Source organism: Rhodospirillales bacterium (assembly GCA_023898765.1).
In the GTDB taxonomy this organism is placed as follows: Bacteria; Pseudomonadota; Alphaproteobacteria; order Micavibrionales; family Micavibrionaceae.
The window spans coordinates 742,137-762,111 of the sequence record CP060238.1 but is presented as its reverse complement, the minus strand read 5'-3'; the positions used below and the strand labels follow the sequence as shown (position 1 = coordinate 762,111).

General features: G+C 52.8%; 17 protein-coding genes. 10 read left to right on the top strand and 7 right to left on the bottom strand.

Translation table 11 applies throughout. The annotated features are described in order from the left end of the window. Positions 1–229: 229 nt before the first annotated feature. Positions 230–1,255: a hypothetical protein gene (locus H6853_03665; protein ID USO04380.1), complete on the top strand. Its 1,026-nt coding sequence runs from the start codon at positions 230–232 to the stop codon at positions 1,253–1,255. Positions 1,256–1,277: 22 nt separating this feature from the next. On the opposite strand, the gene H6853_03660 is transcribed toward H6853_03665, so the two are convergent. The 3 genes from H6853_03660 to H6853_03650 are packed head-to-tail and all read right to left on the bottom strand — an operon-like array spanning position 1,278 to position 4,130. Then, positions 1,278–2,261, bottom strand: a complete 984-nt coding sequence (locus H6853_03660) for a D-alanine--D-alanine ligase (protein USO04379.1) — start codon at positions 2,259–2,261, stop codon at positions 1,278–1,280. Between the two features lie 4 nt (positions 2,262–2,265). Next, a complete protein-coding gene (locus tag H6853_03655; GenBank protein ID USO04378.1) occupies positions 2,266–2,694 on the bottom strand; it encodes an SET domain-containing protein-lysine N-methyltransferase in 429 nt (142 codons plus the stop codon). Between the two features lie 29 nt (positions 2,695–2,723). Beyond that, the gene (locus H6853_03650) at positions 2,724–4,130 is read right to left on the bottom strand and encodes a KamA family radical SAM protein (GenBank protein ID USO04377.1); all 1,407 of its coding nucleotides are present in this window, start codon (positions 4,128–4,130) and stop codon (positions 2,724–2,726) included. 210 nt (positions 4,131–4,340) lie between these two features. On the opposite strand from H6853_03650, the gene xrtD reads away from it, so the two are divergent. From xrtD to H6853_03610, 8 genes are all read left to right on the top strand, one after another. After that, positions 4,341–5,894, top strand: coding sequence for a VPLPA-CTERM-specific exosortase XrtD (gene xrtD, locus H6853_03645; GenBank protein USO04376.1), 1,554 nt, complete (start codon positions 4,341–4,343; stop codon positions 5,892–5,894). A 41-nt stretch (positions 5,895–5,935) separates the two neighbouring features. Then, entirely contained in the window at positions 5,936–6,964 is a 1,029-nt protein-coding gene (locus H6853_03640) for a glycoside hydrolase family 5 protein (protein ID USO04375.1), read from the top strand. Positions 6,965–6,967: 3 nt separating this feature from the next. Next, a complete protein-coding gene (locus tag H6853_03635; GenBank protein ID USO04374.1) occupies positions 6,968–8,194 on the top strand; it encodes a hypothetical protein in 1,227 nt (408 codons plus the stop codon). A 133-nt stretch (positions 8,195–8,327) separates the two neighbouring features. Next, entirely contained in the window at positions 8,328–9,230 is a 903-nt protein-coding gene (gene cysD, locus H6853_03630; GenBank protein USO04373.1) for a sulfate adenylyltransferase subunit CysD, read from the top strand. Beyond that, on the top strand, positions 9,230–11,119 hold the full coding sequence (gene cysN, locus H6853_03625; protein USO04372.1) for a sulfate adenylyltransferase subunit CysN: 1,890 nt from the start codon (positions 9,230–9,232) through the stop codon (positions 11,117–11,119). The genes cysD and cysN overlap by 1 nt, the downstream gene beginning before the upstream one ends. A 43-nt stretch (positions 11,120–11,162) precedes the next feature. Next, positions 11,163–11,681 (top strand): acyltransferase, encoded by a 519-nt coding sequence (locus H6853_03620; protein USO04371.1) that lies wholly within the window; start codon positions 11,163–11,165, stop codon positions 11,679–11,681. Next, positions 11,659–12,999, top strand: a complete 1,341-nt coding sequence (locus H6853_03615; protein USO04370.1) for a lipopolysaccharide biosynthesis protein — start codon at positions 11,659–11,661, stop codon at positions 12,997–12,999. The genes H6853_03620 and H6853_03615 overlap by 23 nt, the downstream gene beginning before the upstream one ends. Before the next feature lie 7 nt (positions 13,000–13,006). Continuing rightward, positions 13,007–13,813, top strand: a complete 807-nt coding sequence (locus H6853_03610; GenBank protein USO04369.1) for a hypothetical protein — start codon at positions 13,007–13,009, stop codon at positions 13,811–13,813. Here the strand turns inward: H6853_03610 and H6853_03605 are convergent. Continuing rightward, entirely contained in the window at positions 13,810–15,003 is a 1,194-nt protein-coding gene (locus H6853_03605) for a glycosyltransferase family 4 protein (protein ID USO04368.1), read from the bottom strand. The two genes, H6853_03610 and H6853_03605, sit on opposite strands and share 4 nt — an antisense overlap. Before the next feature lie 208 nt (positions 15,004–15,211). Between H6853_03605 and H6853_03600 the strand changes: the two genes are divergently transcribed. Continuing rightward, on the top strand, positions 15,212–17,101 hold the full coding sequence (locus H6853_03600; GenBank protein USO04367.1) for a WecB/TagA/CpsF family glycosyltransferase: 1,890 nt from the start codon (positions 15,212–15,214) through the stop codon (positions 17,099–17,101). Positions 17,102–17,113: 12 nt separating this feature from the next. On the opposite strand, the gene H6853_03595 is transcribed toward H6853_03600, so the two are convergent. The 3 genes from H6853_03595 to H6853_03585 form a co-directional block, all read right to left on the bottom strand. Further along, positions 17,114–17,449: a hypothetical protein gene (locus H6853_03595; GenBank protein ID USO04366.1), complete on the bottom strand. Its 336-nt coding sequence runs from the start codon at positions 17,447–17,449 to the stop codon at positions 17,114–17,116. Positions 17,450–17,685: 236 nt separating this feature from the next. Next, positions 17,686–18,462: a hypothetical protein gene (locus H6853_03590; GenBank protein USO04365.1), complete on the bottom strand. Its 777-nt coding sequence runs from the start codon at positions 18,460–18,462 to the stop codon at positions 17,686–17,688. A gap of 154 nt (positions 18,463–18,616) precedes the next feature. Further along, positions 18,617–19,963 (bottom strand): UDP-glucose/GDP-mannose dehydrogenase family protein, encoded by a 1,347-nt coding sequence (locus H6853_03585; GenBank protein ID USO04364.1) that lies wholly within the window; start codon positions 19,961–19,963, stop codon positions 18,617–18,619. Positions 19,964–19,975 lie beyond the last annotated feature (12 nt).

Below are 19,975 nucleotides of genomic sequence, written 5' to 3'. Positions count from 1 at the left end.
AAGAGCAAATCTGGCACGGAATCGTTTTTGCGCTAGGCAATCAGAATACGGCGGATGCTGAACATGTTTGTATTGGTGCTTCTAGTGGTGCTCTGTACGAATTTACAGGATTCTACATTAGAATTCCTGATTTTTATATACGCAACAAGAACGTCTTATTCGTGGTATGTGCTGAGTTACGTACAAATATTTATTTACATAAAGCTTAAAAAAATACTACAATGCGTCCATGCGTATTTCACATACTCATTTTTTGGTGGTTAAAGCGTCCGATAACTACCGCCTGGGAGGGCAGTTGGGGGAGATTTTCCGGCAGGAAATTCGTGACCGGGCGGACGCCATGGAAAAATCATTCACGGCGGCCAGGGGATTCCTGACAGACTCGTTTAATGCCGTCAAAAACGGACTTCCGGAATATGCCCAGGAAATAAAGGGATATGCAGAAGCCGCAGGTATATCGAAACAACATATGCTTGCGGTCATGATGGAGGATGAGCTTGACGAATGCCTTGAAAACCGGTCTTCCGGGGCAGAAGAACATTGCTCTACTCTTGCCACAAACGCCGGTTCCCTGATTGCTCACAACGAAGACTGGGACGAAGAGTCTCAGGACCGGTTATGGGTTCTTCGGCGGGAAGTAGGGCCTCCCGGACGGGAGCAGGTTAATCTGGAGCTTTTATATTCCTGTACGTTAGGTGGAAATTCCTTTGGGGTTAACTCCGCAGGATTTACACATGCTGTAAATTCCCTCACTCACCCGTACCCCAAAGGGGCGCAGCCCGGTATTTCAAGAAATATCATTGCGCGCTGGATGTCGGACACGCAAAACCCCCAACAAAGTTTTGAAATATTGTCGCGTATGAAAAAAATCTCCGGTTACAGTCATACGATTGTCGATACAAAAAACAAAAGCGGATGGAATATTGAGTGCAATCAAAGTGAGTGTGTCGCAACAAACCTTGAATATCCCTATGTACACACGAATCATTATCTAAACGGGGCATTCGCACATCATAACGATGTCCTCATAAACGATCCCGAAAGCACGACATTCAGACGCTTCGACGATTTGACCGGTGCGATGGGGCTTCATATGAGCGTTTCAGAAGTAAAAAAACTTCTGAGCCGCAGAAAAGAATGTGTCTTTCGTCCGGAAACGATCGGCAGAATGATCGTGGACGCGCCAAAGGGACAAGCCCACATCTGGCTTGCCAGAGAAAAAAAAGCAGGGTGGATCTCTTACGACCTCCCTTAGCCGCAGGAAAAGCCCGCCTGCTCTATGCCGCTTTTTTAAGGACAATCCTGCGGGCAGCAGACGCCACAATACTTCCAACAAGCTCTTCATAGGACATTCCGGACTGCAATGTCAGGGCCGTCATTTCCGATTTCAGGCTCATCCCGGCCATGGGATTTGCTTCTATAAAAGCCGGGTTTCCATCGGCGTCGATCCTGGTATCGATCCGCCCGGCATCACGCCCGCCGAGAATCTGCCAGCATTTCAGCGCCAACTCTCCCGCTTTCTGCGCCTGAGGATCGCCTTCTTTTGCCAGAACGAGATGATCCTTGTCGTCCAACAGGTTTTCGTAGGAATACCATGGCACAGAGCCATCCTCCTGCATGACTTCAAGCACTCCGATAATCCTTGCGTCCTTGCCTTCCCCGAGCACACCGACCGTAAACTCGCGGCCCGGGAGATACGATTCAACCAGAGCCGGCTGATCAAATTGTGAAATAATAGAAGCGCACATTTTGACCAGAGAATCCTTGTTTTCAACCAGGGAGGCGGCGGTAACGCCTTTGCTCGTCCCTTCGGCAACCGGTTTTACAAAGAGCGGAAAAGGCAGATCAAGATTTGCGGCATCCGAAGCCCTCTTCACAACTGAAAACGGCGCCGTGTTCAGGCCCGCATCTTTTACAAGCTGCTTGGCCAGGGATTTGTCGAGCGTGAGCACCATAACCGCCGGATCAGAGAATGTGTAGGGAATGTCATACGCATCCAGTAATGCCGGAACTTGCGCTTCCCGGGCAATGCCCTTAATGCCTTCCGCGATATTAAAAACCAGATCCCATCTTTCCCCGCTCGCCAGAGCTTCAGTGAGAGATTTTATGCTCCCGATACGGTCAACATCGTGCCCGAGTTTTCTGAGCGTTCCTGCGATGAGTTCAATCGTTTCTTCGCGATCAAACTCGGCGGCTTGCAGGGCTGTAAACCCTTGTTTCAAATACTCGTCTTTGGAGTCGTATGTCATTCCAATCAGCATGGCCTTATTTCTCCTCAAACCATAAAGGAAGGTTGTAATTAATGCATATCTCCTGTCCCGGCATAATATTGGAGAACGCGGTGAAAACAACAGATCTGGCCGGATAATCCAGATTAAAGTCTGCATTTGGACTTGAGCTGTGGTTATACAAAGCGCCAAAACCGCACAGCATCGTCCATATCTCTTTTTCGTCTTTCAGACTGGCGCAGTATCGGCCGGGCCTGGACCAGGAAAAAAGATAATGGTCAAGAAGGCTTTTCTCTACCGAAAAAGATTCTTCCTTATTGAGAATAATCACAGGACATATCTCTATAATCTCTTCTTTTTGAATAAATTTGGTGGCTATCACACCGCGCCCTTTTCCTTTTATGTCGATGACCGCAATACTATCTTTCTCGACAGTAAATTCCGGCATTTTTCTTGCTGCTAACATTTTTTACGCTCCTCAATAATGCGTTGTTTTTAAGGCGTATAAAGCCCCGACATCATGTCATAATCGGCCTGTTGGCCCCGCAGCGCCTGCTGGGCCAGCCCGGTGCGCCCGCCCGGATCGGGGTAACGGTAAGTTCCCCCCTCGAAATTGGTCAGCAGGAGGTCGTCCCCATCGCGGCCCGCGATGTAATCCGGCAGAAGCGGTACTTTTCCCCCGCCACCCGGCGCGTCGATGACGAACTGCGGCACCGCATAGCCCGTCGTGTAACCGCGAAGCTGGCGGATAATCTCCAGCCCCTTTTCGACCGGCGTGCGGAAATGCGCCGAACCGGACACAGGGTCGCACTGGTACAGGTAATAGGGTTTGACCCGCATGCGCAAAAGACCGTGATACAGTTTCTTCAGAATCGCCGCATCGTCGTTAATTCCCTTCAGCAAAACCGTCTGGCTGCCAAGAGGGATACCCGCATTGGCCAGCCGGTTGCAGGCCTCAATGCTTTCGGGCGTCAGCTCTTCCGGATGGGTAAAATGGATGCTCATCCAAAGCGGATGGTATTTCTTCAGCATCCTGCACAAGCTCTTCGTAATGCGCTGAGGCATGACGACCGGTATTTTTGTGCCGATCCGGATAAACTCCAGATGCGGGATCGCCCGCAGGCGGGCCAGCAGCCATTCCAGCTTGTCGTCACCGATGCTTAAAGGGTCGCCCCCGGATAGCAGGCAATCCCGTATTTCCGGGTGGGCTTCGATATACTGCGCGGCCTTTTCCCAGTTGCTGGTGGAAAAACTGTATTCGCCGTTGGTTTCGCCGACCATTCTTGAGCGTGTGCAATAACGGCAGTATGTCGAGCAAAAGCCCGTGGTCAGGAACAATACCCGGTCCGGGTAACGGTGCACGAGACCCGGCGCCGCCATATCGTGATCCTCCCCAAGCGGGTCCGGGTCTTCCCCCGGCGTTTTCAGAAACTCTCCGCCAACCGGAAGATGGGTCCTCCTGAGCGGCTGATCCGGGTTATCGGGGCTAAGCAGGGACATGTAATACGGCGTAATAGCGATGGGAAGATTGCCCGTCCGCTTGATCACTGACGCACGCTCATCCTCGGTCAGGACCATCATTTTCTCGACCGCATCAAGGCGGCGGATGCGGTTCCTGACCTGCCATTTCCAGTCATTCCAGTCCGCCAGAGTGGCGTCCGGATAATATTTCTTCAGGAATGTTCGGGAGTTTTGACTGACGGGGAATCTGGCGCTGGAAGCGCGAGGGCAAGACGGCTTTTCTTTTATTACAGTCTCTTCAGATTTAAAACTTAAAATTTTTGACTTGTGGGCTTTGATCTTGCGATCAGGAGGCTCTTCATCGGGATTCTGCGCTTCCTCTTGGACAGTTTCTGGCTGTTTGAAGGCTGCGGAACCGGGGGTTCCACTGCTCGTGTACATGTTGCGTAATTGCGCTCCTTTCTTCCCAAGACAAAACCGCCTGAAAATCGGGCGGTTCCTTTTATGATATACATCAAATTGGTTCTTTAAAAAATACTTTTTTTTCGGGTTGTAAAAGCGTTTTTTGGCAGGAAAAAACCGGACTTCCACACGGCGGCAAGATGCGCTAAAAGGAACGCGGTTTAAAAACTGGGGGCCATTCGGTAAGCGATGGCTTGGTTTATACGTTTGAAGAGTTATCCGTACCAGAGCGTTAAAATCCATCTGTGGGGAGGGCTCGGGCTGTGCCTGGCATGGCTTGGTTTCCTCTACGCGGACAGCCTCGCCAGGCTGTGGACCCTGTGGCAAACGGACGAATACAGCCACGGCGTCCTGTTGCCGGTTATTTCCCTTCTTTGGGGCGTGCTTCTCCTCCAGCAAAAACCGGTTCCTTTGGCCCCTTCCTTTTCGGGCATTTTCCTTCTTGCCGGGGGGCTTTTTATCAATCTCGGCGGTATGATAATCGCCAATAACTGGCTCTCTCATATGTCTTTGGTGGCATCCGTCACAGGCATCGTCTGGACCTTTTTCGGCACGGCCGCCCTCAGGCGTCTGGCACTTCCCCTGTTCTTCCTGCTGTTTTCAGTGCCCTTGCCCGTGACCCTGACTCCCCTGCTCACCGCCCACATGCAGCTCCTTTCTTCCCATCTCGGGGTCGGCATCGTCCAGCTCCTTGGCATTTCCGTCTATCAGGAAGGCAATCTCATTGATTTCGGCTTCCATAAATTCGATGTGGCAGCGGCCTGCAGCGGGTTGCGCTATCTCTTCCCCCTGACCAGTTTCGGTTTTCTGGTCGGGTTTTGCGTGTACCGCACATGGTGGAAACGCGGCGCGCTTTTCCTGTCCACCATTCCCATCGCCATCGGGATGAACGCCTTCCGGATCGCGTTGACAGGGGTTATAGCCAGTTGGCTTGGACCGGAATCGGTCGAGGGCATGCTTCACGTTTTTGAAGGATTCGTCGTTTTTGGCCTGTGCCTTGCGGCCCTCTTCCTGATGAAAAAACTGATAGATATTCTGAGCCGTCAAAAAGAAGCGCCTGCCGTGCAACTGGATGACTTTTCGTGGAAAAAACCGCTCTGGACCGGCGCCGCCGCCCCCTCCATCAAAATCCTTGCGCTGCTCATCCTCCTCTTTGGAATCGTCTCCGCGGCCTATTTCCTCCAAGCCCGCGCGGAGCGAGGCGGCACGCCCCCGCATCAAAGCTTTGCAGGCTTTCCCCTCTCGATTGGAGAATGGACGGGACGGCGGGACACCCTTTCCGCTCCGGAACTCGAGACGCTGAAGCTGAGCGATTATTTCCTTGGCCATTACACGCACAAACGCGAGGGACAAACCGTCACGTTTTACACAGCCTATTACGACAAGCAGACACAGGACAATTCCATCCACTCGCCGCAAATCTGCCTGCCCGGTTCCGGCTGGAAAATTGTCTCGCGGGGGATCCATTCCGTGGGCTCCCTGCAGGTCAGCAAGGAAATCATCCAGAAGGGCGGTTCAAAAATGCTAGTCTATTACTGGTACAGGGAGGGCGGCCACGATGCCGCGACAAATATGGCGGCCAAAGTCCGGCTTTTCCGGAACGCCGTCCAATACGGGCGCACGGACGGAAGCCTCCTGCGCCTGACAACGTCGATAGACGATGTAAAAGGCCCGGCTTATGCCGAAAAGACGCTCGATTCTTTTTTACAAGACGTCCTTCCCGTTTTATCAACATATGAATAACGTTGTTCCACCCCCGTCCAACAAAGCAGGATCGTCTCAGGATGCCAAAAAATAAATTACCGGGCCGCTGCCTCCTTTTCTTTTTATGGACCCTGCTCTTTCTGCCCGCGCCTGTCCATGCGGCCGCGATGAAAGGATTTAACCTCGCCGGTGCGGAGTTCGGCGCAAAAATAAAGCCCGGAAAACAGGGAACGGATTATTTCTGGCCCGGCGCGGAAGAGGTCGAAATGTACGCGCAGACGGGGGCGAACGTTTTGCGCATCCCTTTTTTGTGGGAGCGCATGCAGCCCGCGCTTTGGAGAGCTTTGAAAAAAGAGGAACTGGCCGCCCTTGATGTCATTGTTTCCGCAGCAGCGCGGAAAAACGTCATGGTTATTCTCGATGTTCACAACTACGGCAAATATAACGGGAACCTGATTGGCAGCGAGGAGGTTCCCGTCTCCGCCTACACGGATTTCTGGTCGCGTCTGGCGCGGCACTATAAAGACAGCCCGAATGTCGCGTTCGGCCTGATGAACGAGCCGCACAAACACAGGGCGAAAGAATGGGCGGATATCGCGCAAGCCGCCATACGGGCGATCCGTGCGGCAGGAGCCTCCCACCTTATCCTTGTCCCCGGCACCCGCTGGTCCGGCGCGCATAGCTGGCTCAAAGGGCCGGGGCCGGGCCGCTCCAACGCCGAAGCCCTGAAAACGCTGGAAGACCCCGCGAACAATTTCATGTTCGATCTTCACCAGTATCTGGACGCCAATTCTTCCGGCATGCATGAGTCCTGCGTCGATGAGGCGGTCGGCGTCAAACGCCTTGCGGCGGTGACGGCCTGGCTCAGGCAAACGAAAACCCGCGCTTTTTTAAGCGAGTTCGGCGCGGCGAATAATCCGGTCTGTTTGCGCGCGATGGAAAACATGCTGGCCTATATGGACCGGAATGACGATGTCTGGGGCGGCTGGACCTATTGGGCCGCGTCAAAATGGTTTGGCAATTATATGTTTAATATATATCCTCCGGATGCGCGGAAATTCCCGCAACTGGCAATTCTGCAAACCGACATGGCAAGACAAGGCGAATAAAAAATGGACGCGCGGCCAAAGCAGATGTTCTTTATCCCTGAAGCGCTTCTGGTCGCGGCAAGCAGCTATATGTTTTTTTTGTGTTTCGTTCACACAAATATTTTTGCCGTATCCAATTACGTCATTATGGCGTGCGAAACCCTGTTTCTTGGCCTTGCGGCCTCCTACATCCTTCTGGTCCGAAAGAAACCGGACATTATCCTGATCGCCTTCGCCCTCCTCGTTTATTTTTGTGTGCTATGGATCTTCAGGGGGGGTGTCGATTTACAAGGTCCCAGAAACATCCTGATCGTCCTGTTTTTCTTTTCTCTGGGCGCGGCCGTTTCGGACGCCAGAAGCCTGAATAAAATCTTCTGGGTCGTTTCTTTACTGGCCTTTGCCGGCGTTCTTGCGGAATATTTTGCCACCGGCCTGTACCTTAAATACGTCAATATTCTGGATTTCTATGTCTCCCGCGCGGACCAGGCCACGCATGTGCCCGAACACCTGAAAGACAATCTTTTTATTAGCGGAATCCGGACAGCCGGCAGGAATCTCCTGCCCTTTCTCGGCGACCATCGCATTTCCTCCATTTTCCTGGAGCCTGTTTCCATGGGAAATTTCGCCATCATACTCGGCATCTGGGGGCTCAGTTTTTCCAAAGAAGACGGAAAGAAAGGACTGGGGTACCTGCTCCTTTCCGTTTTCTTTTTGATCGCCTGCGACTCCCGCTTTGCGAGTATTTTGCTCTTTATCCTGTTTTTCGTGCGCTTTGTGCCGCTTATGCAAAGCCGCATCGTTCTGGCCGCCCTGCCTGTCGCTGTTCTGGCCCTTCTTCTGGTCCATGCCCATTTTAATCCCTCAGACGTGCCCCATGACGACTTTTCCGGACGGCTTCTGAGATCCGGAGAAGCCCTATGGGATATGAGCTTTCTAAATTTTTGGGGAGCAGACGTTCCCCCTCCCCTTCACGATATGGGGTTTGCCTACTGCATCGAAAATTACGGCATCCTTCTGGTCATCCTTTTATGGACCGGCTTTGTTCTGTTACCCGTAGACACCCCGCAAGGCAAATATATCAAGGCCATGGCGGCTTACTACGCGATTGGCATTCTGACGGTAAGCGGCACGTCTTTCTTTGCCATGAAAACGTCGGCGCTGCTGTGGTTCATGGTCGGCATTTTTTGCGTCAAAGCGGTAAAGCCCGCTCTTTGCAAGAAGTCCGAGACAGGCTGTCTGGAGTTGTGTTAAGTCTTTTCCACGCAAGGAACCTGTTACAAAAATACAGGCGCAAAAAGGACGTTGCTTTTTCATCTGTTTTTCCTATACTGCGTCCGCTTTCTGTAAAACGGGGTCCGAGGACCTGTCACGATTGGTAGAATCTATGAGCGCATTGACACATTTGCAAAGACTGGAAGCCGAAAGCATCCATATCATGCGCGAAGTCGTAGCCGCATGTAAAAACCCCGTCATGCTCTATTCCATCGGGAAAGATTCCGCCGTCATGCTTCATCTGGCGCGCAAGGCGTTTTATCCTTCAAAACTTCCTTTTCCGCTCGCCCATGTCGATACGACATGGAAGTTTCGGGACATGATTGAATTCCGCGACAAAATGGCCAAAGAGATCGGATGCGAGCTTCTGGTCTATGTGAACGAAGACGGCGTCAGGCAGGGGATCGGTCCCTTTACGCACGGGTCGGCGCTGCACACGGATATCATGAAGACGCAGGCGCTCAAAAAAATGCTGGATCACTACAAATTCGACGCGGCTTTTGGCGGGGCCCGCCGGGATGAAGAAAAATCCCGCGCCAAGGAGCGTATTTTCTCTTTCCGCTCCCGCACCCATCACTGGGACCCCAAAAACCAGAGACCCGAACTCTGGACTCTTTACAACTGCCGCAAACATGAAGAGGAGTCGATCCGGGTTTTTCCGCTCTCCAACTGGACGGAGCTTGATATCTGGCAATATATCTATCTCGAAAATATTCCGATTGTGCCGCTTTATTTTGCAGCCGAACGCCCGGTGGTTGAACGCGACGGCATGCTGGTTATGGCCGATGACGAGCGCCTTCCGCTGGAAGACGGGGAAAAGCCCGTCATGAAAAAGGTCCGGTTCCGCACGCTGGGATGCTGGCCGCTGACGGGGGCGATCGAGAGCGAGGCGGAAACGCTTCAGGACATCATCAGGGAAATGCTGCTGACCAAAACCTCGGAACGGCAGGGACGGGTCATCGACAAGGACAGCAATGCCTCCATGGAACAAAAAAAACAGGAGGGGTATTTCTGATGTCCTATGAAGCCGCCGCCCTGATAGAAGAAAATATCGAGGAATATCTCCACAGGCATGAGCACAAAACACTGCTCCGCTTTATTACATGCGGGTCTGTGGATGACGGGAAATCGACGCTCATCGGGCGCCTGCTCTACGATTCAAAAATGATTTTCGAAGACCAGCTTGCCGCACTCGAAAGCGATTCCAGAAAAATGGGCACGCAGGGACAGGACCTTGATTTCGCCCTGCTCCTTGACGGTCTGGCCGCCGAACGCGAACAGGGCATTACTATCGACGTGGCCTACCGCTTTTTCTCGACAGACCACCGCAAGTTTATCGTGGCCGACACGCCGGGGCACGAGCAATATACAAGGAACATGGCCACAGGCGCGTCCACGGCGGACGTGGCTGTAATCCTGATAGACGCACGGAAAGGGGTTCTTACGCAAACGCGCCGTCACTCCTTTATCGTCAGTCTCATGGGGATCAGGCATATCGTCCTTGCCGTGAATAAAATGGACCTGATTGACTACGATAAAGCGGCGTTCGAAGCGATAGAGCGCGATTACCGCGCCTTCTCCGAACAACTTGATATCGAGCACATCACCTGCATTCCGCTGTCCGCCCTGAAGGGAGACAATGTAACGGCGCACAGCAAAAAAACGGACTGGTATAACGGTCCGACCCTGATGGCGTACCTGGAAACGATTGAAGTTGAAAACCCGATGCACGCCAAGCCCTTCCGCATGCCGGTGCAGTGGGTCAATCGCCCGAACCTTGATTTTCGCGGCTTTTCCGGGCAAATCGTTTCCGGTCGCGCCGAACCGGGCATGGAGATTAAAATTCTGCCCTCGGGCAAAGTTTCCCGCATCCGGAAAATCGTAACCTTCGACGGGGATTTGCCGGAAGCCGTGGCTGGGCAATCTGTAACCTTCACGCTCGAAGACGAAATTGACGTGTCCCGCGGCGATATGATCTGCGAGGCAAAACATCCGGCGGAGATGACCGACCAGTTCGAAGGCCATTTGATCTGGATGGGGGATGAAGCCATGCTTCCCGGTCGTCCCTATATCATGAAGACAGGAACGCTTCATGTCCCCGTGACGGTTACGCGACTCAAACACGTCATAAACGTCAATACGCTGGAGGAGCACACTTCCGGTTCCCTGACCCTGAACGAAATCGGGCGGTGCAACTTTTCGACGGAACGGCCTTTTCCTTTTGATACCTTCCGCGATATTCCGGGCACGGGGAATTTTATTCTCATCGACCGGGTTACAAACGCGACCGTCGGCGCCGGGATCATTGATTTTGCCCTGCGGCGCGCGGCCAACATCCACTGGCAGTCCCTCGACGTCGATAAAAATACGCGCATGGCCCTCATGAACCAGACGCCGCGCGTCGTGTGGATGACCGGGCTTTCGGGCGCGGGAAAATCCACCATCGCCAACCTTGTTGAAAAGAAACTCCATTCGCTCGGCAAACACACCTATACGCTTGACGGGGACAATGTGCGCCACGGCCTCAACCGCGATCTTGGGTTCACCGATGCGGAGCGCGTGGAAAATATCCGCCGGATCGCCGAAGTCGCAAAACTGATGACCGATGCGGGCCTGATCGTTCTGGTCTCCTTCATTTCCCCCTTCGCGGCAGAGCGCCGCATGGCGCGGGAAAAATTTGAAGACGGCGAATTTATAGAAGTTTTCATTGACGCCCCGCTTGAAACCGTCGAGGCGCGCGACCCCAAAGGCCTTTATAAAAAGGCGCGCCAAGGGGAACTCAAAAACTTTACGGGAATCAGCAGCCCTTACGAACGCCCGGAACATGCGGAAATCACGATTCATTCCGACAAAATGTCGCCGGAAGAGGCCGCAGAAAAAATTGTGGGCATGCTGATATCCTAGGCGGATTTTTATCCGGACAACCCTGTAGAACGGAAGGCTTCGCATGAGGGAGTTACTTTTTTTAACGCTGGCAAACAATCTCCCCCGCATGAGGGTGTTTGACAAAATACGCTTCATTGTTTTTCGTCTGGCGGGCCTGAAGATAAAGGGCCCGTGCACCATCTGGGGGCCCCTCACGATCCGTCCGATCGGCTGCGCCCGGAATATCGAGATTGGGAAAGGCTCGTTTCTTAATACCGAAATCCGGTTCGGCGTCCCTGAAGATAAAGTAATCATCGGGGAAAATGTCATGATAGGCCCCCGGGTCATGTTTGAAACGGTCAATCACGACTTAAAATACATACCGGGCCGGGGAAGAGGATATTGGACGAAACCGATCATCATTGAAGATGAAGTCTGGATTGGGGCCGGCTCCATTATTACGCAAGGCGTAACGATAGGGCGCGGGGCGGTTGTTGCCGCCGGGGCAGTGGTAACCAAGGATGTGGAAAAAAATACCATTGCGGGGGGCGTGCCTGCAAAATGCCTGCGTAAAATAAATGATGAAGAACCGGTGCAATGATGCAGGATATACATTCGAGAAAATCATGACCTCTATTTTTTCCGATAAAACCGGTTTCCTGCGCAAAAAGATCCGGGAAAACGATCACCTCTCCTCTTTGGTCATCATGTCCATGCGGAGCGGGATGTTAATTGCGAAATTTGTTCTGTCGCTGTTTATCGCCCGCTATATGGGGCTGGAAGAGCTGGGGATGTACGGCCTGATTGTCGGCGCCGCAGGAACGGTGCAGGCTTTTATGCGCGGGGGCGTGTTCAATACGCTTTCCAGAGATGCCGTCCATCAAAGCCCTTCAGAACTCACGGTCCATTTGCGTTATTACGGGACGGGCATTCTGGCCCTTTACGCCCTGCTTATACCGCTCTGTTTTGGCATCGGCCTTTATTACGATCGCCCCGTTTTCGCGCTTTTGATTCTGGCTGTCTTTCTGACGGAACATGTTTCCTTCGATATTTTTGTCCTGATTAATAATTTGCAGCGGCAAAAGCTTGCAAACCTCATTCTCTCGCTCCAGTCCGCAAGCTGGATCTATTTATATGTCGGGCTGGCTTTTTTCCTTCCCTCTCTCCGGACACTGGAAACGCTGCTTATGTTCTGGACAGGCGGCGGCCTCGTTGCCATAGCCGCAACGGTTTTTGTGTTCCGGGCGTGGCCGTGGAAAGACGCTTTTGCCGAAAAAATCCGGCTTTCGTGGTATCCGGAAAAAATCAGGGCCTCCTGGCGGCTTTACGCGAATGAAGTGCTGATAAATCTCAATTTATATGTCGACCGTTTTCTCATTACGGCTTTTATCAGTCTTGAAGTAACAGGAGTTTATGTCTTTTTCTTCCAGATCGTGCAGGCGATCAACAATCTTGTAGGCGCAGGCGTCATTCTTGTTTTCCGGCCCCGGCTGATACAGGCTTTCAAGGGGAACCGCCTGAAGGACTTCCGGGCGCTGTTTCAGGAATGCATGGTCCGGGCGCTGGGGAACACGGTTTTTCTAAGCGCCGTTTCCATCGCCCTCATGCCGTTTGTCATCCGGTTAACAGACAAACCTCTGGCCATGGAGTTCCTGCCCCTTTTCTGGCTGATGCTTTTTGCCTCGTTGTTCAGGGTTGCGGCAACCGTTGCAAAATCGGGAATATTTGCGCAGCATCAGGACGGCATGCTCCTCAAACTTGCCATTATAAACTTTGTTTTTATGTGCAGCGCCGGTATATTGGCCCTCCTGTTTGCGGGGGTCTACGGAATTGTATCGATTATGATCGCGACAAGCCTGCCGCCCCTGTTCGTGATGTTTAAGAACCGGGAAACCCGAAAAATCATACCTACGGAGTAGCCTTATTATGTACCAGAGTGAAAAACTTCTCTTCCTTCACATGCAAAAAACCGGCGGCACGCATATCCGGCGCGTTTTAAAGAACGTGATTGGCGGCATTGACGCGGATCATTTTGAGGACAAACACAAAAGGCTCTCTCAAAACACCCATAAATATGTTTTCGGGACCATCCGCAATCCGTGGTCCTGGTACGTGTCCCTCTGGGCTTTCGGGTGTGAGCGGCAGGGAGGATGGGTATACGACAACCTGACCCTGCGCCAGTTAATGCCCAGACGTATCGCGCGCGAACTTGTCTTTTTTAGAAATCCGGCTTACCTGCCGGACCGCTTGAGAGGCGATTATGATTACGGAAGATATTTATATGCCGATGCAATGAAGATCGACCGTTTCCGCGAATGGCTCGAATATATTCATGACGGACGGGGCAAATACACATTGCCGGACAGCTATGGACGCTCCCGCGTGGCCGGTTTTACAGGCTATATGACTTATCAGTTTGTCTTGCAGTTCGCGCAAAATATGGCATGGCGGCGCTGCCGGAGCGCACAGGCCCTGAAAGAATACATGGACCGTCATTTCCTGACAGACAAAATCATAAAGCTGGAAAACGCAAAAACGCAGCTCCTCACCGTTCTGGAGGAGGTCGGTTACGATCTCTCCCCAGCCCAGCGGGAAACTTATGACTCGCTCTTTTCCAAAAAGACAAATACGTCCGAGCATTTGCCTTACCGGGACTATTACGACCCGAAAACAATTGAGATGGTCAGGGAAAAAGACAAAATCATTATCGAGCGTTTCGGCTACGAATTTTAGAGTCTTCCCGTCACCGCCTGCCTTAAACACGTCAGGGCGTTGAGATAACCGGGTTCACGGAAAAACTTTTCCGCCTCTGCTGCGGATTTTTGCGCCTTTTCTTTTACGGCCCGCCTGTTTTTGTAAATGTGACTCAATATTTCCTCCGCCTGCTTCTCTTCAGGCGCGGCCCATTTTGCATCCGTCATAGACGCAAATTCAGGAAAATCCGACTGGACGGGAACCATATCGGCATCTACAAGAAAGGCATTTTCTTCCCTGCAGAAATCCGTGTTTCCAGACCAGTTCGTAACGATGACAGGCGTGCCGAGCAGCAGCGCTTCGGCAATAGGCAGGCCAAAGCCTTCGGACCTGTGAAGAGACATGAAGACATCCGACGTCTTAAGCAAGCCTGCCACCATTTCCTTTTCCCAAAGATCGTCGATCAGCCGGATATTTGGGTAAGACGCAATGTCCGCAAGCAGGCGTTCTTTTTCTTTCGAGTCTCCTCCGTGGTTGCTTTTTAGAATCAGGCAGGCTTTTTCGTTTCCTCCAAAAACGCTTGCAAAAGAACGGATAACGGAGGCGGGATTTTTCCTTTCCAGCGCGGAGCCAAAGCTGAAAAGAGACGAAACAAGAAAAACATCATCTCCTATGCCGAGTCTTTCACGCATGCCAGGATCGAATTCCCCGGCACGGACAGGGTGGTGGACGGTCATAACCGGCTTGTCTGTGTATTTCCGGATGGTTTCCGAGGTAAAGTCGGACGGGCAGAAAACGGCATTCACGTAGCGGAAAGCTTTTTCCCATTCCATCGGGATTTTATCAAGCTCCCATGCCCAGTAAGCCACATTGTAAACGTTCATATAATTTCGCAGACCCGTTTTAAAAATGGCGGGCGGCATCATGGGTGGATTCAGATGGATAATCCGGCAACCGACCTCCTCCTGCCGGCACGTATTTTCAAACGCCCATGCCAGTTCCTCCGGCTTGAGAAACGCTTTTTCCACGCTTGTGCAACGAACCTTTATCCCGTTATCCTGCAATTGCCTTGCGCAAAGCCGCGCGGATTCCCCTATGCCGGACGCGCTTTTAAAAAAACCGACAACCTCTACCCCGTCCCTGCCGTTGGAAAATATCTCTTCCCGGCTACAGGGGATCAGATTATGCAGTACGGAAACGCGAAACTTGCGGTATATCCGGCGAAGCATTTTACGGCTCTCCACTTTCACTTATGTTCTATCCATGCCGGAAAAGCGGCAATGAATTTAACGGTTTGACTTGCCGGGCGATACTAATCATAAACACTGCAAATGCAAATAATTTATGAAAAACCACTTGCGAACGGACAAAAGAATTGTAAACCCTTTTTCCCTGTGATAATCGGAACACCCTTTTTACCGGACATAACATAAAACGATGCCCTTATCTCTACCCCCCGCTTTACGCCGGAAAGATCCTGAAATCCTCGCGCTGATCGACAAGATACATATCGTTGCCGATGAAGCCGCCCTTGAGGATTTTCTGGCGGCACTGGCGAAACCGGATACCGGCAGACCTGTTACAGTCGCGTTCCTGAATGCCCATGCTTTCAATATGTGCCACAGGGACCCTGCGTTTTTAAGCGATCTTATGGCGTGCGATTATGTGCTTCGGGACGGCATCGGGATCAAAATTCTCTTTAAACTCATGGGAAGGGACCCGGGCCTGAACATGAACGGCACGGACCTCATCCCCCGCATCCTGAAACTGTTCGGGAATAAAAAAGCGGCCCTGCTCGGAACGCAGAGCCCTTATCTTGAACGCGCCGCCCGCAAAATAGAGGACGGGCATATAAAGGTTCAAACGCTCATGGACGGTTACCGGAAGGAAGAGGACTATCTCCGGGCCGTTGAGAAAGATCGCCCGCCCCTTGTGCTTCTGGCCATGGGAATGCCGAAGCAGGAGCGGGTTGCGAATATGCTGGGCTGCCGACTGTCTTACCCCTGCCTGGTCGTTTGCGGCGGGGCCATACTGGATTTTCTGGGCGGGAAGGTATCGCGCGCGCCCGCTTTCATGCGGACATACGGTCTGGAATGGCTCTACCGGCTTGCGCTGGAGCCCAAAAGGCTGTTCAAACGCTACGTGATTGGAAATTTTCTTATGCTTGCGCGGGCGCTGCGCCTGAGCCTGTTATACCGCGCCGCCCGCGTCAAACCGGAAACAAGGCCCGCGCCCCCTCTAAAAATATTGCATGTCGTCCGGCAGTTCGACCCGGCGGTCGGAGGGCTCGAAGCCTATGTAAAAAACATGATCTTGCACCAGAAAAATGCGGGCTGCGTGTGCGAAGTCCTGACCCTGAACCGGGTTTTCAATTCGAAGGAACCGCCCCTCCCCGGCCACGAAACAATAGAAGGAATCCCGGTGCGCCGTGTCGGGTATATCGGGGGGCAGCGCTTGTTTTTTCCCCTGATCCGCCCGTCTTTTTTCAAGAGCTTCGATATTGTCCACGTCCATAACACGGACATGTTTTTCGACTACGCGGGCGCCGTTCGCGCCCGGATGAAAAAACCGGTTTTTGCTACCACGCATGGCGGCTTTTTCCACACGAAGGATTTTTCCGTCCTCAAAAAAATATATTTCCGCACGATAACCCGGCACTCCTGCAAAAACTACAACGCTATCTTTGCGACAAGCCGGAACGACTATGACACGTTCAAAGGAACGAACGGCAATCTGGTGCTCCGGCCCAATGCGATTATGCCGCTAGGCGACTTTACGGCGTCGGGGCCGGATTTCATTTATATCGGAAGGCTGGCGAAGCACAAAAACATTGCCGGGTTGATAGAGGTGTTCGCGGCGCTGGCAAACCGGTTCGGCACGGAAGGAAACCTGCATATCGTCGGACCGGAATGGGATGTGACGAAAGAAGAACTAAAAGCGCTCGCCAGACGTCATGCGGTAGAGGAGCGGGTCATATTTCACGGTTTCGTCAAACCGGAGGGCATGGAAACGCTCCTGAAAAAATGCGGGATTTTTCTCTCCGCCTCCGCCTTCGAGGGCTTTGGCATGTCGATGCTGGAAGCCATGTCCGTAGGGTTGATCCCTTTTGTGCAGCCCAACGAATCTTTCCGTGAACTCATCGATGCCGGACAGGTGGGCGCGTGCGTCGATTTTACGCAAGTGCAGGACGCCGCAGAAAAAATTGCCGCGTTGATACCGAACATAAAACCGGCAGACCGCGCATCCGCACGGGAGTATGCGGCAAAATTTTCGTGGGACGAACTCGCCCGAAACACGATGCAGGACTACGGGACATTTTCAGGATAAGGCGGACGATTATTACACCGGCTCCGCAGGCTCCCACGCTGCGGGAAACTCTTTTTCAACAAAGGTAAACGCCATCCCCAGCGTTTCGAGAGCCGGCGCAAAGCGCGGTTCATTGGACAGGCTTGAAATGTAAAAGGTGCCCTCCGGGCTGTCCTTTACCTGATCCCATGTAAGGGTATGCGCAGCATTCAGATTATCCACGCCCTTCTTTTTTCCAACCAGTTCTTTTCCGTTTGAACCGTCCAGAACGGTAAAGCCCTGCGCGGACCAGTAATCCGCCGCCATGCCGTTGATCGCGGCCAGACAGTTGGTTGCTTCTGTTTGTGTTGTAAATTCAAGTATTAACATGTTTTCTCCATATATAAATAATCCAGACATGCGGAAGGTTTATAGCCAGAAAGACAGGAACGACCAGCCACCAATAGCCTTTCCGGAAAATGCGCCGGCAAAAAATAAAATCCGCGCATAACTTGCAGCGGCCAAAGGCATAACGCGCATCGTGCTCACGGCATAATGCACAAAAACGGATTTCAAACCATTGCCGAAACCATGGGATATTCGGCATCGTGCAATATCTTGGCATATTACACATCCGTCCATGAAAGGCCCCACTTGGCTGCCAGGCAGTTGCCCACCTTGTTCATTTCCGCCGCCGTAAGCGCGCGGGCATAAACGGCGATTTCGCCGATGGCGCCCTCAAAACGGCCTGTGTCATTTAGTAAATCCGCACCAACAGAGCACCCGCCGGTTCCCAGATTAAGGGGGACGGTAGAGCTTCCTGTGCCTGATGCCGGCGTAACCGGCGCGCCGCCGTTTTTATAAAAATCGTAGTTGGCGGAGACCTCGTCTTCTTCTCCCTGCCAGACGCTTATCCCGGCACCGCTGAAGTTTGGATTATAAAACAGGTTTCCGTTTCCGAAACGATAACTTGAGCCGTTATTCCCGGCGGAAACCCTAATATTTTTTCCGGCTGCTGCGGCCGAATCCCCCAGATACAGGACGAAATTCTGGTCGCCCTTATCGGCCCGGTGAACGGCAAAAATGGTGAAGGCGGGCGCACCGGATGCAAGCCCGCAACTGTCATTGCGCTTTAATCTTGAGGCCACGCCGCCGTTATTAAATTCCAGCGCATTCAGGCCGCCTATGCTGTCCGTTCCGGTTAAGGGCTGGTAAGACGCTGTTCCCTGCGAAACATGATTCCCGTTTCCGCTTTTATCGTCCCATTGAGAGACGGCGCCGCTCACTTCCGTAATGGTGGAAGAATCCGAAGCATCCAGCCACAAGATATTGTCCGGGATACTTGTAAGAGAAAAAACTGCGCGGCAAAGGGGCGCCATGCCCCGGCCAAGGGTAACAAGCATTTATGATCTCCTTACGTTATTAAAGAATGAAAAAAAACAGCCAAAATCCGGACGGATTCTGGCTGTTTGTGAATATATTCCTATCATAGCGCCCGGCGCATGTCAAGAACATATGAGGAACAAAATGTCTCTTAAATGGGTGAAAGAGACAAAACTATGCCTTCTGAACGGCTTTTAAAGGCGCACCCGGCGCGATTTCCGGGCGGCCGATGGAAATATAATGAAAGCCGAAGTCCCTCATTTCATCGGGTTTGTAGATATTGCGCAGATCCACGAGGCATTTGACCTTCATCTCTTTGCCGATCCTGGCCATGTCCAGTCCGCGATATTCATTCCACTCCGTGACGATCACAAGGACGTCCGCGCCCTTTGCCACATCGTAAGGGTCGTCTTTCCAGTCCACATTCTCCAGATGGGTTTGGGCCTGTTCCTGCGCCGCCGGATCGTGCGCCGTTATGCGCGCGCCGTATTCCTGCAGGATCGGAATAATAATCAGGGAGGGCGCTTCGCGCACATCGTCCGTTCCGGGTTTAAAGGCCACGCCCAGCACCCCGATTTTCTTCCCTTCGACCGTGCCGCCGCAGGCTTCTATCACGCGCCGGGCCATCTGCTGCTGGCGGTCCGCATTGACGTCCACAACCGCTTCGACGATGCGCTGCGGCGTGCCGAACTGGCGGCCCGTCTGTGTCAGCGCCAGCGTGTCTTTGGGAAAACAGGATCCCCCGTAGCCCGGCCCCGCATGCAGGAATTTCGGCCCGATCCGCCCGTCCAGCCCCATGGCTTTGGCCACATGCTGAACATTGGCCCCTGAAGCCTCGCACAAATCGGCGATTTCATTGATAAAGGTAATCTTGGTCGCCAAAAACGCGTTGGACGCATATTTGATGATTTCCGATGTTTCGGGCGTCGTCACCACCATGGGCGTTTCATTGATATAAAGCGGGCGGTAGAGCTCCCGCATCACGGCCGCCGCTTTTTCGGACTCCGTCCCGATCACCACACGGTCGGGGCGCATAAAATCGTTGATCGCCGCCCCTTCGCGTAAAAATTCGGGATTGGAGCACACGTCTATTTTGCCGGTCCTCCCTTCTTCCGCGATAATTTTTTCAATCTCGCGGGCGGTTCCCACCGGCACGGTTGATTTGGTGACAATCACCGTATAGCCCTCGGCCGCCCGCACGATTTCCCGCGCGGCTTCATAAACGTAGGTCAGGTTGGCGTCACGGGTAAAACGGCGCGAAGGCGTCCCCACCGCAATGAACACCGCATCGGCTCCCTTCACAGCCGCTTTCAGGTCCGTGGTGAAAGACAAACGCCCGCCCTGCACCTGCTTTGCCACGAGGCTTTCAAGGCCGGGTTCGTAAATCGGGATATCTCCGGCCTTTAAACGCTCGATTTTGTCGGCGTCTTTGTCAACGCACACGACATCTGTGCCGAACTCGGCAAAACATGTGCCCGAAACAAGCCCGACATATCCTGTTCCCACCACGGCAATCCGCATTTTTCTCTCCTT

What these genes read in the sequence shown, in the direction of transcription:
- H6853_03660 (USO04379.1), bottom strand. Translation starts at nt 2,261, where the DNA reads ATGCTGATTGGAATGACATACGACTCCAAAGACGAGTATTTGAAACAA.
- H6853_03655 (USO04378.1), bottom strand. Translation starts at nt 2,694, where the DNA reads ATGTTAGCAGCAAGAAAAATGCCGGAATTTACTGTCGAGAAAGATAGT.
- H6853_03635 (USO04374.1), top strand. Translation starts at nt 6,968, where the DNA reads ATGGACGCGCGGCCAAAGCAGATGTTCTTTATCCCTGAAGCGCTTCTG.
- H6853_03610 (USO04369.1), top strand. Translation starts at nt 13,007, where the DNA reads ATGTACCAGAGTGAAAAACTTCTCTTCCTTCACATGCAAAAAACCGGC.
- H6853_03640 (USO04375.1), top strand. Translation starts at nt 5,936, where the DNA reads ATGCCAAAAAATAAATTACCGGGCCGCTGCCTCCTTTTCTTTTTATGG.
- H6853_03615 (USO04370.1), top strand. Translation starts at nt 11,659, where the DNA reads ATGATGAAGAACCGGTGCAATGATGCAGGATATACATTCGAGAAAATC.
- H6853_03585 (USO04364.1), bottom strand. Translation starts at nt 19,963, where the DNA reads ATGCGGATTGCCGTGGTGGGAACAGGATATGTCGGGCTTGTTTCGGGC.
- H6853_03600 (USO04367.1), top strand. Translation starts at nt 15,212, where the DNA reads ATGCCCTTATCTCTACCCCCCGCTTTACGCCGGAAAGATCCTGAAATC.
- H6853_03620 (USO04371.1), top strand. Translation starts at nt 11,163, where the DNA reads ATGAGGGAGTTACTTTTTTTAACGCTGGCAAACAATCTCCCCCGCATG.
- H6853_03590 (USO04365.1), bottom strand. Translation starts at nt 18,462, where the DNA reads ATGCTTGTTACCCTTGGCCGGGGCATGGCGCCCCTTTGCCGCGCAGTT.
- H6853_03605 (USO04368.1), bottom strand. Translation starts at nt 15,003, where the DNA reads ATGCTTCGCCGGATATACCGCAAGTTTCGCGTTTCCGTACTGCATAAT.
- xrtD (USO04376.1), top strand. Translation starts at nt 4,341, where the DNA reads ATGGCTTGGTTTATACGTTTGAAGAGTTATCCGTACCAGAGCGTTAAA.
- cysN (USO04372.1), top strand. Translation starts at nt 9,230, where the DNA reads ATGTCCTATGAAGCCGCCGCCCTGATAGAAGAAAATATCGAGGAATAT.
- H6853_03595 (USO04366.1), bottom strand. Translation starts at nt 17,449, where the DNA reads ATGTTAATACTTGAATTTACAACACAAACAGAAGCAACCAACTGTCTG.
- H6853_03650 (USO04377.1), bottom strand. Translation starts at nt 4,130, where the DNA reads ATGTACACGAGCAGTGGAACCCCCGGTTCCGCAGCCTTCAAACAGCCA.
- cysD (USO04373.1), top strand. Translation starts at nt 8,328, where the DNA reads ATGAGCGCATTGACACATTTGCAAAGACTGGAAGCCGAAAGCATCCAT.
- H6853_03665 (USO04380.1), top strand. Translation starts at nt 230, where the DNA reads ATGCGTATTTCACATACTCATTTTTTGGTGGTTAAAGCGTCCGATAAC.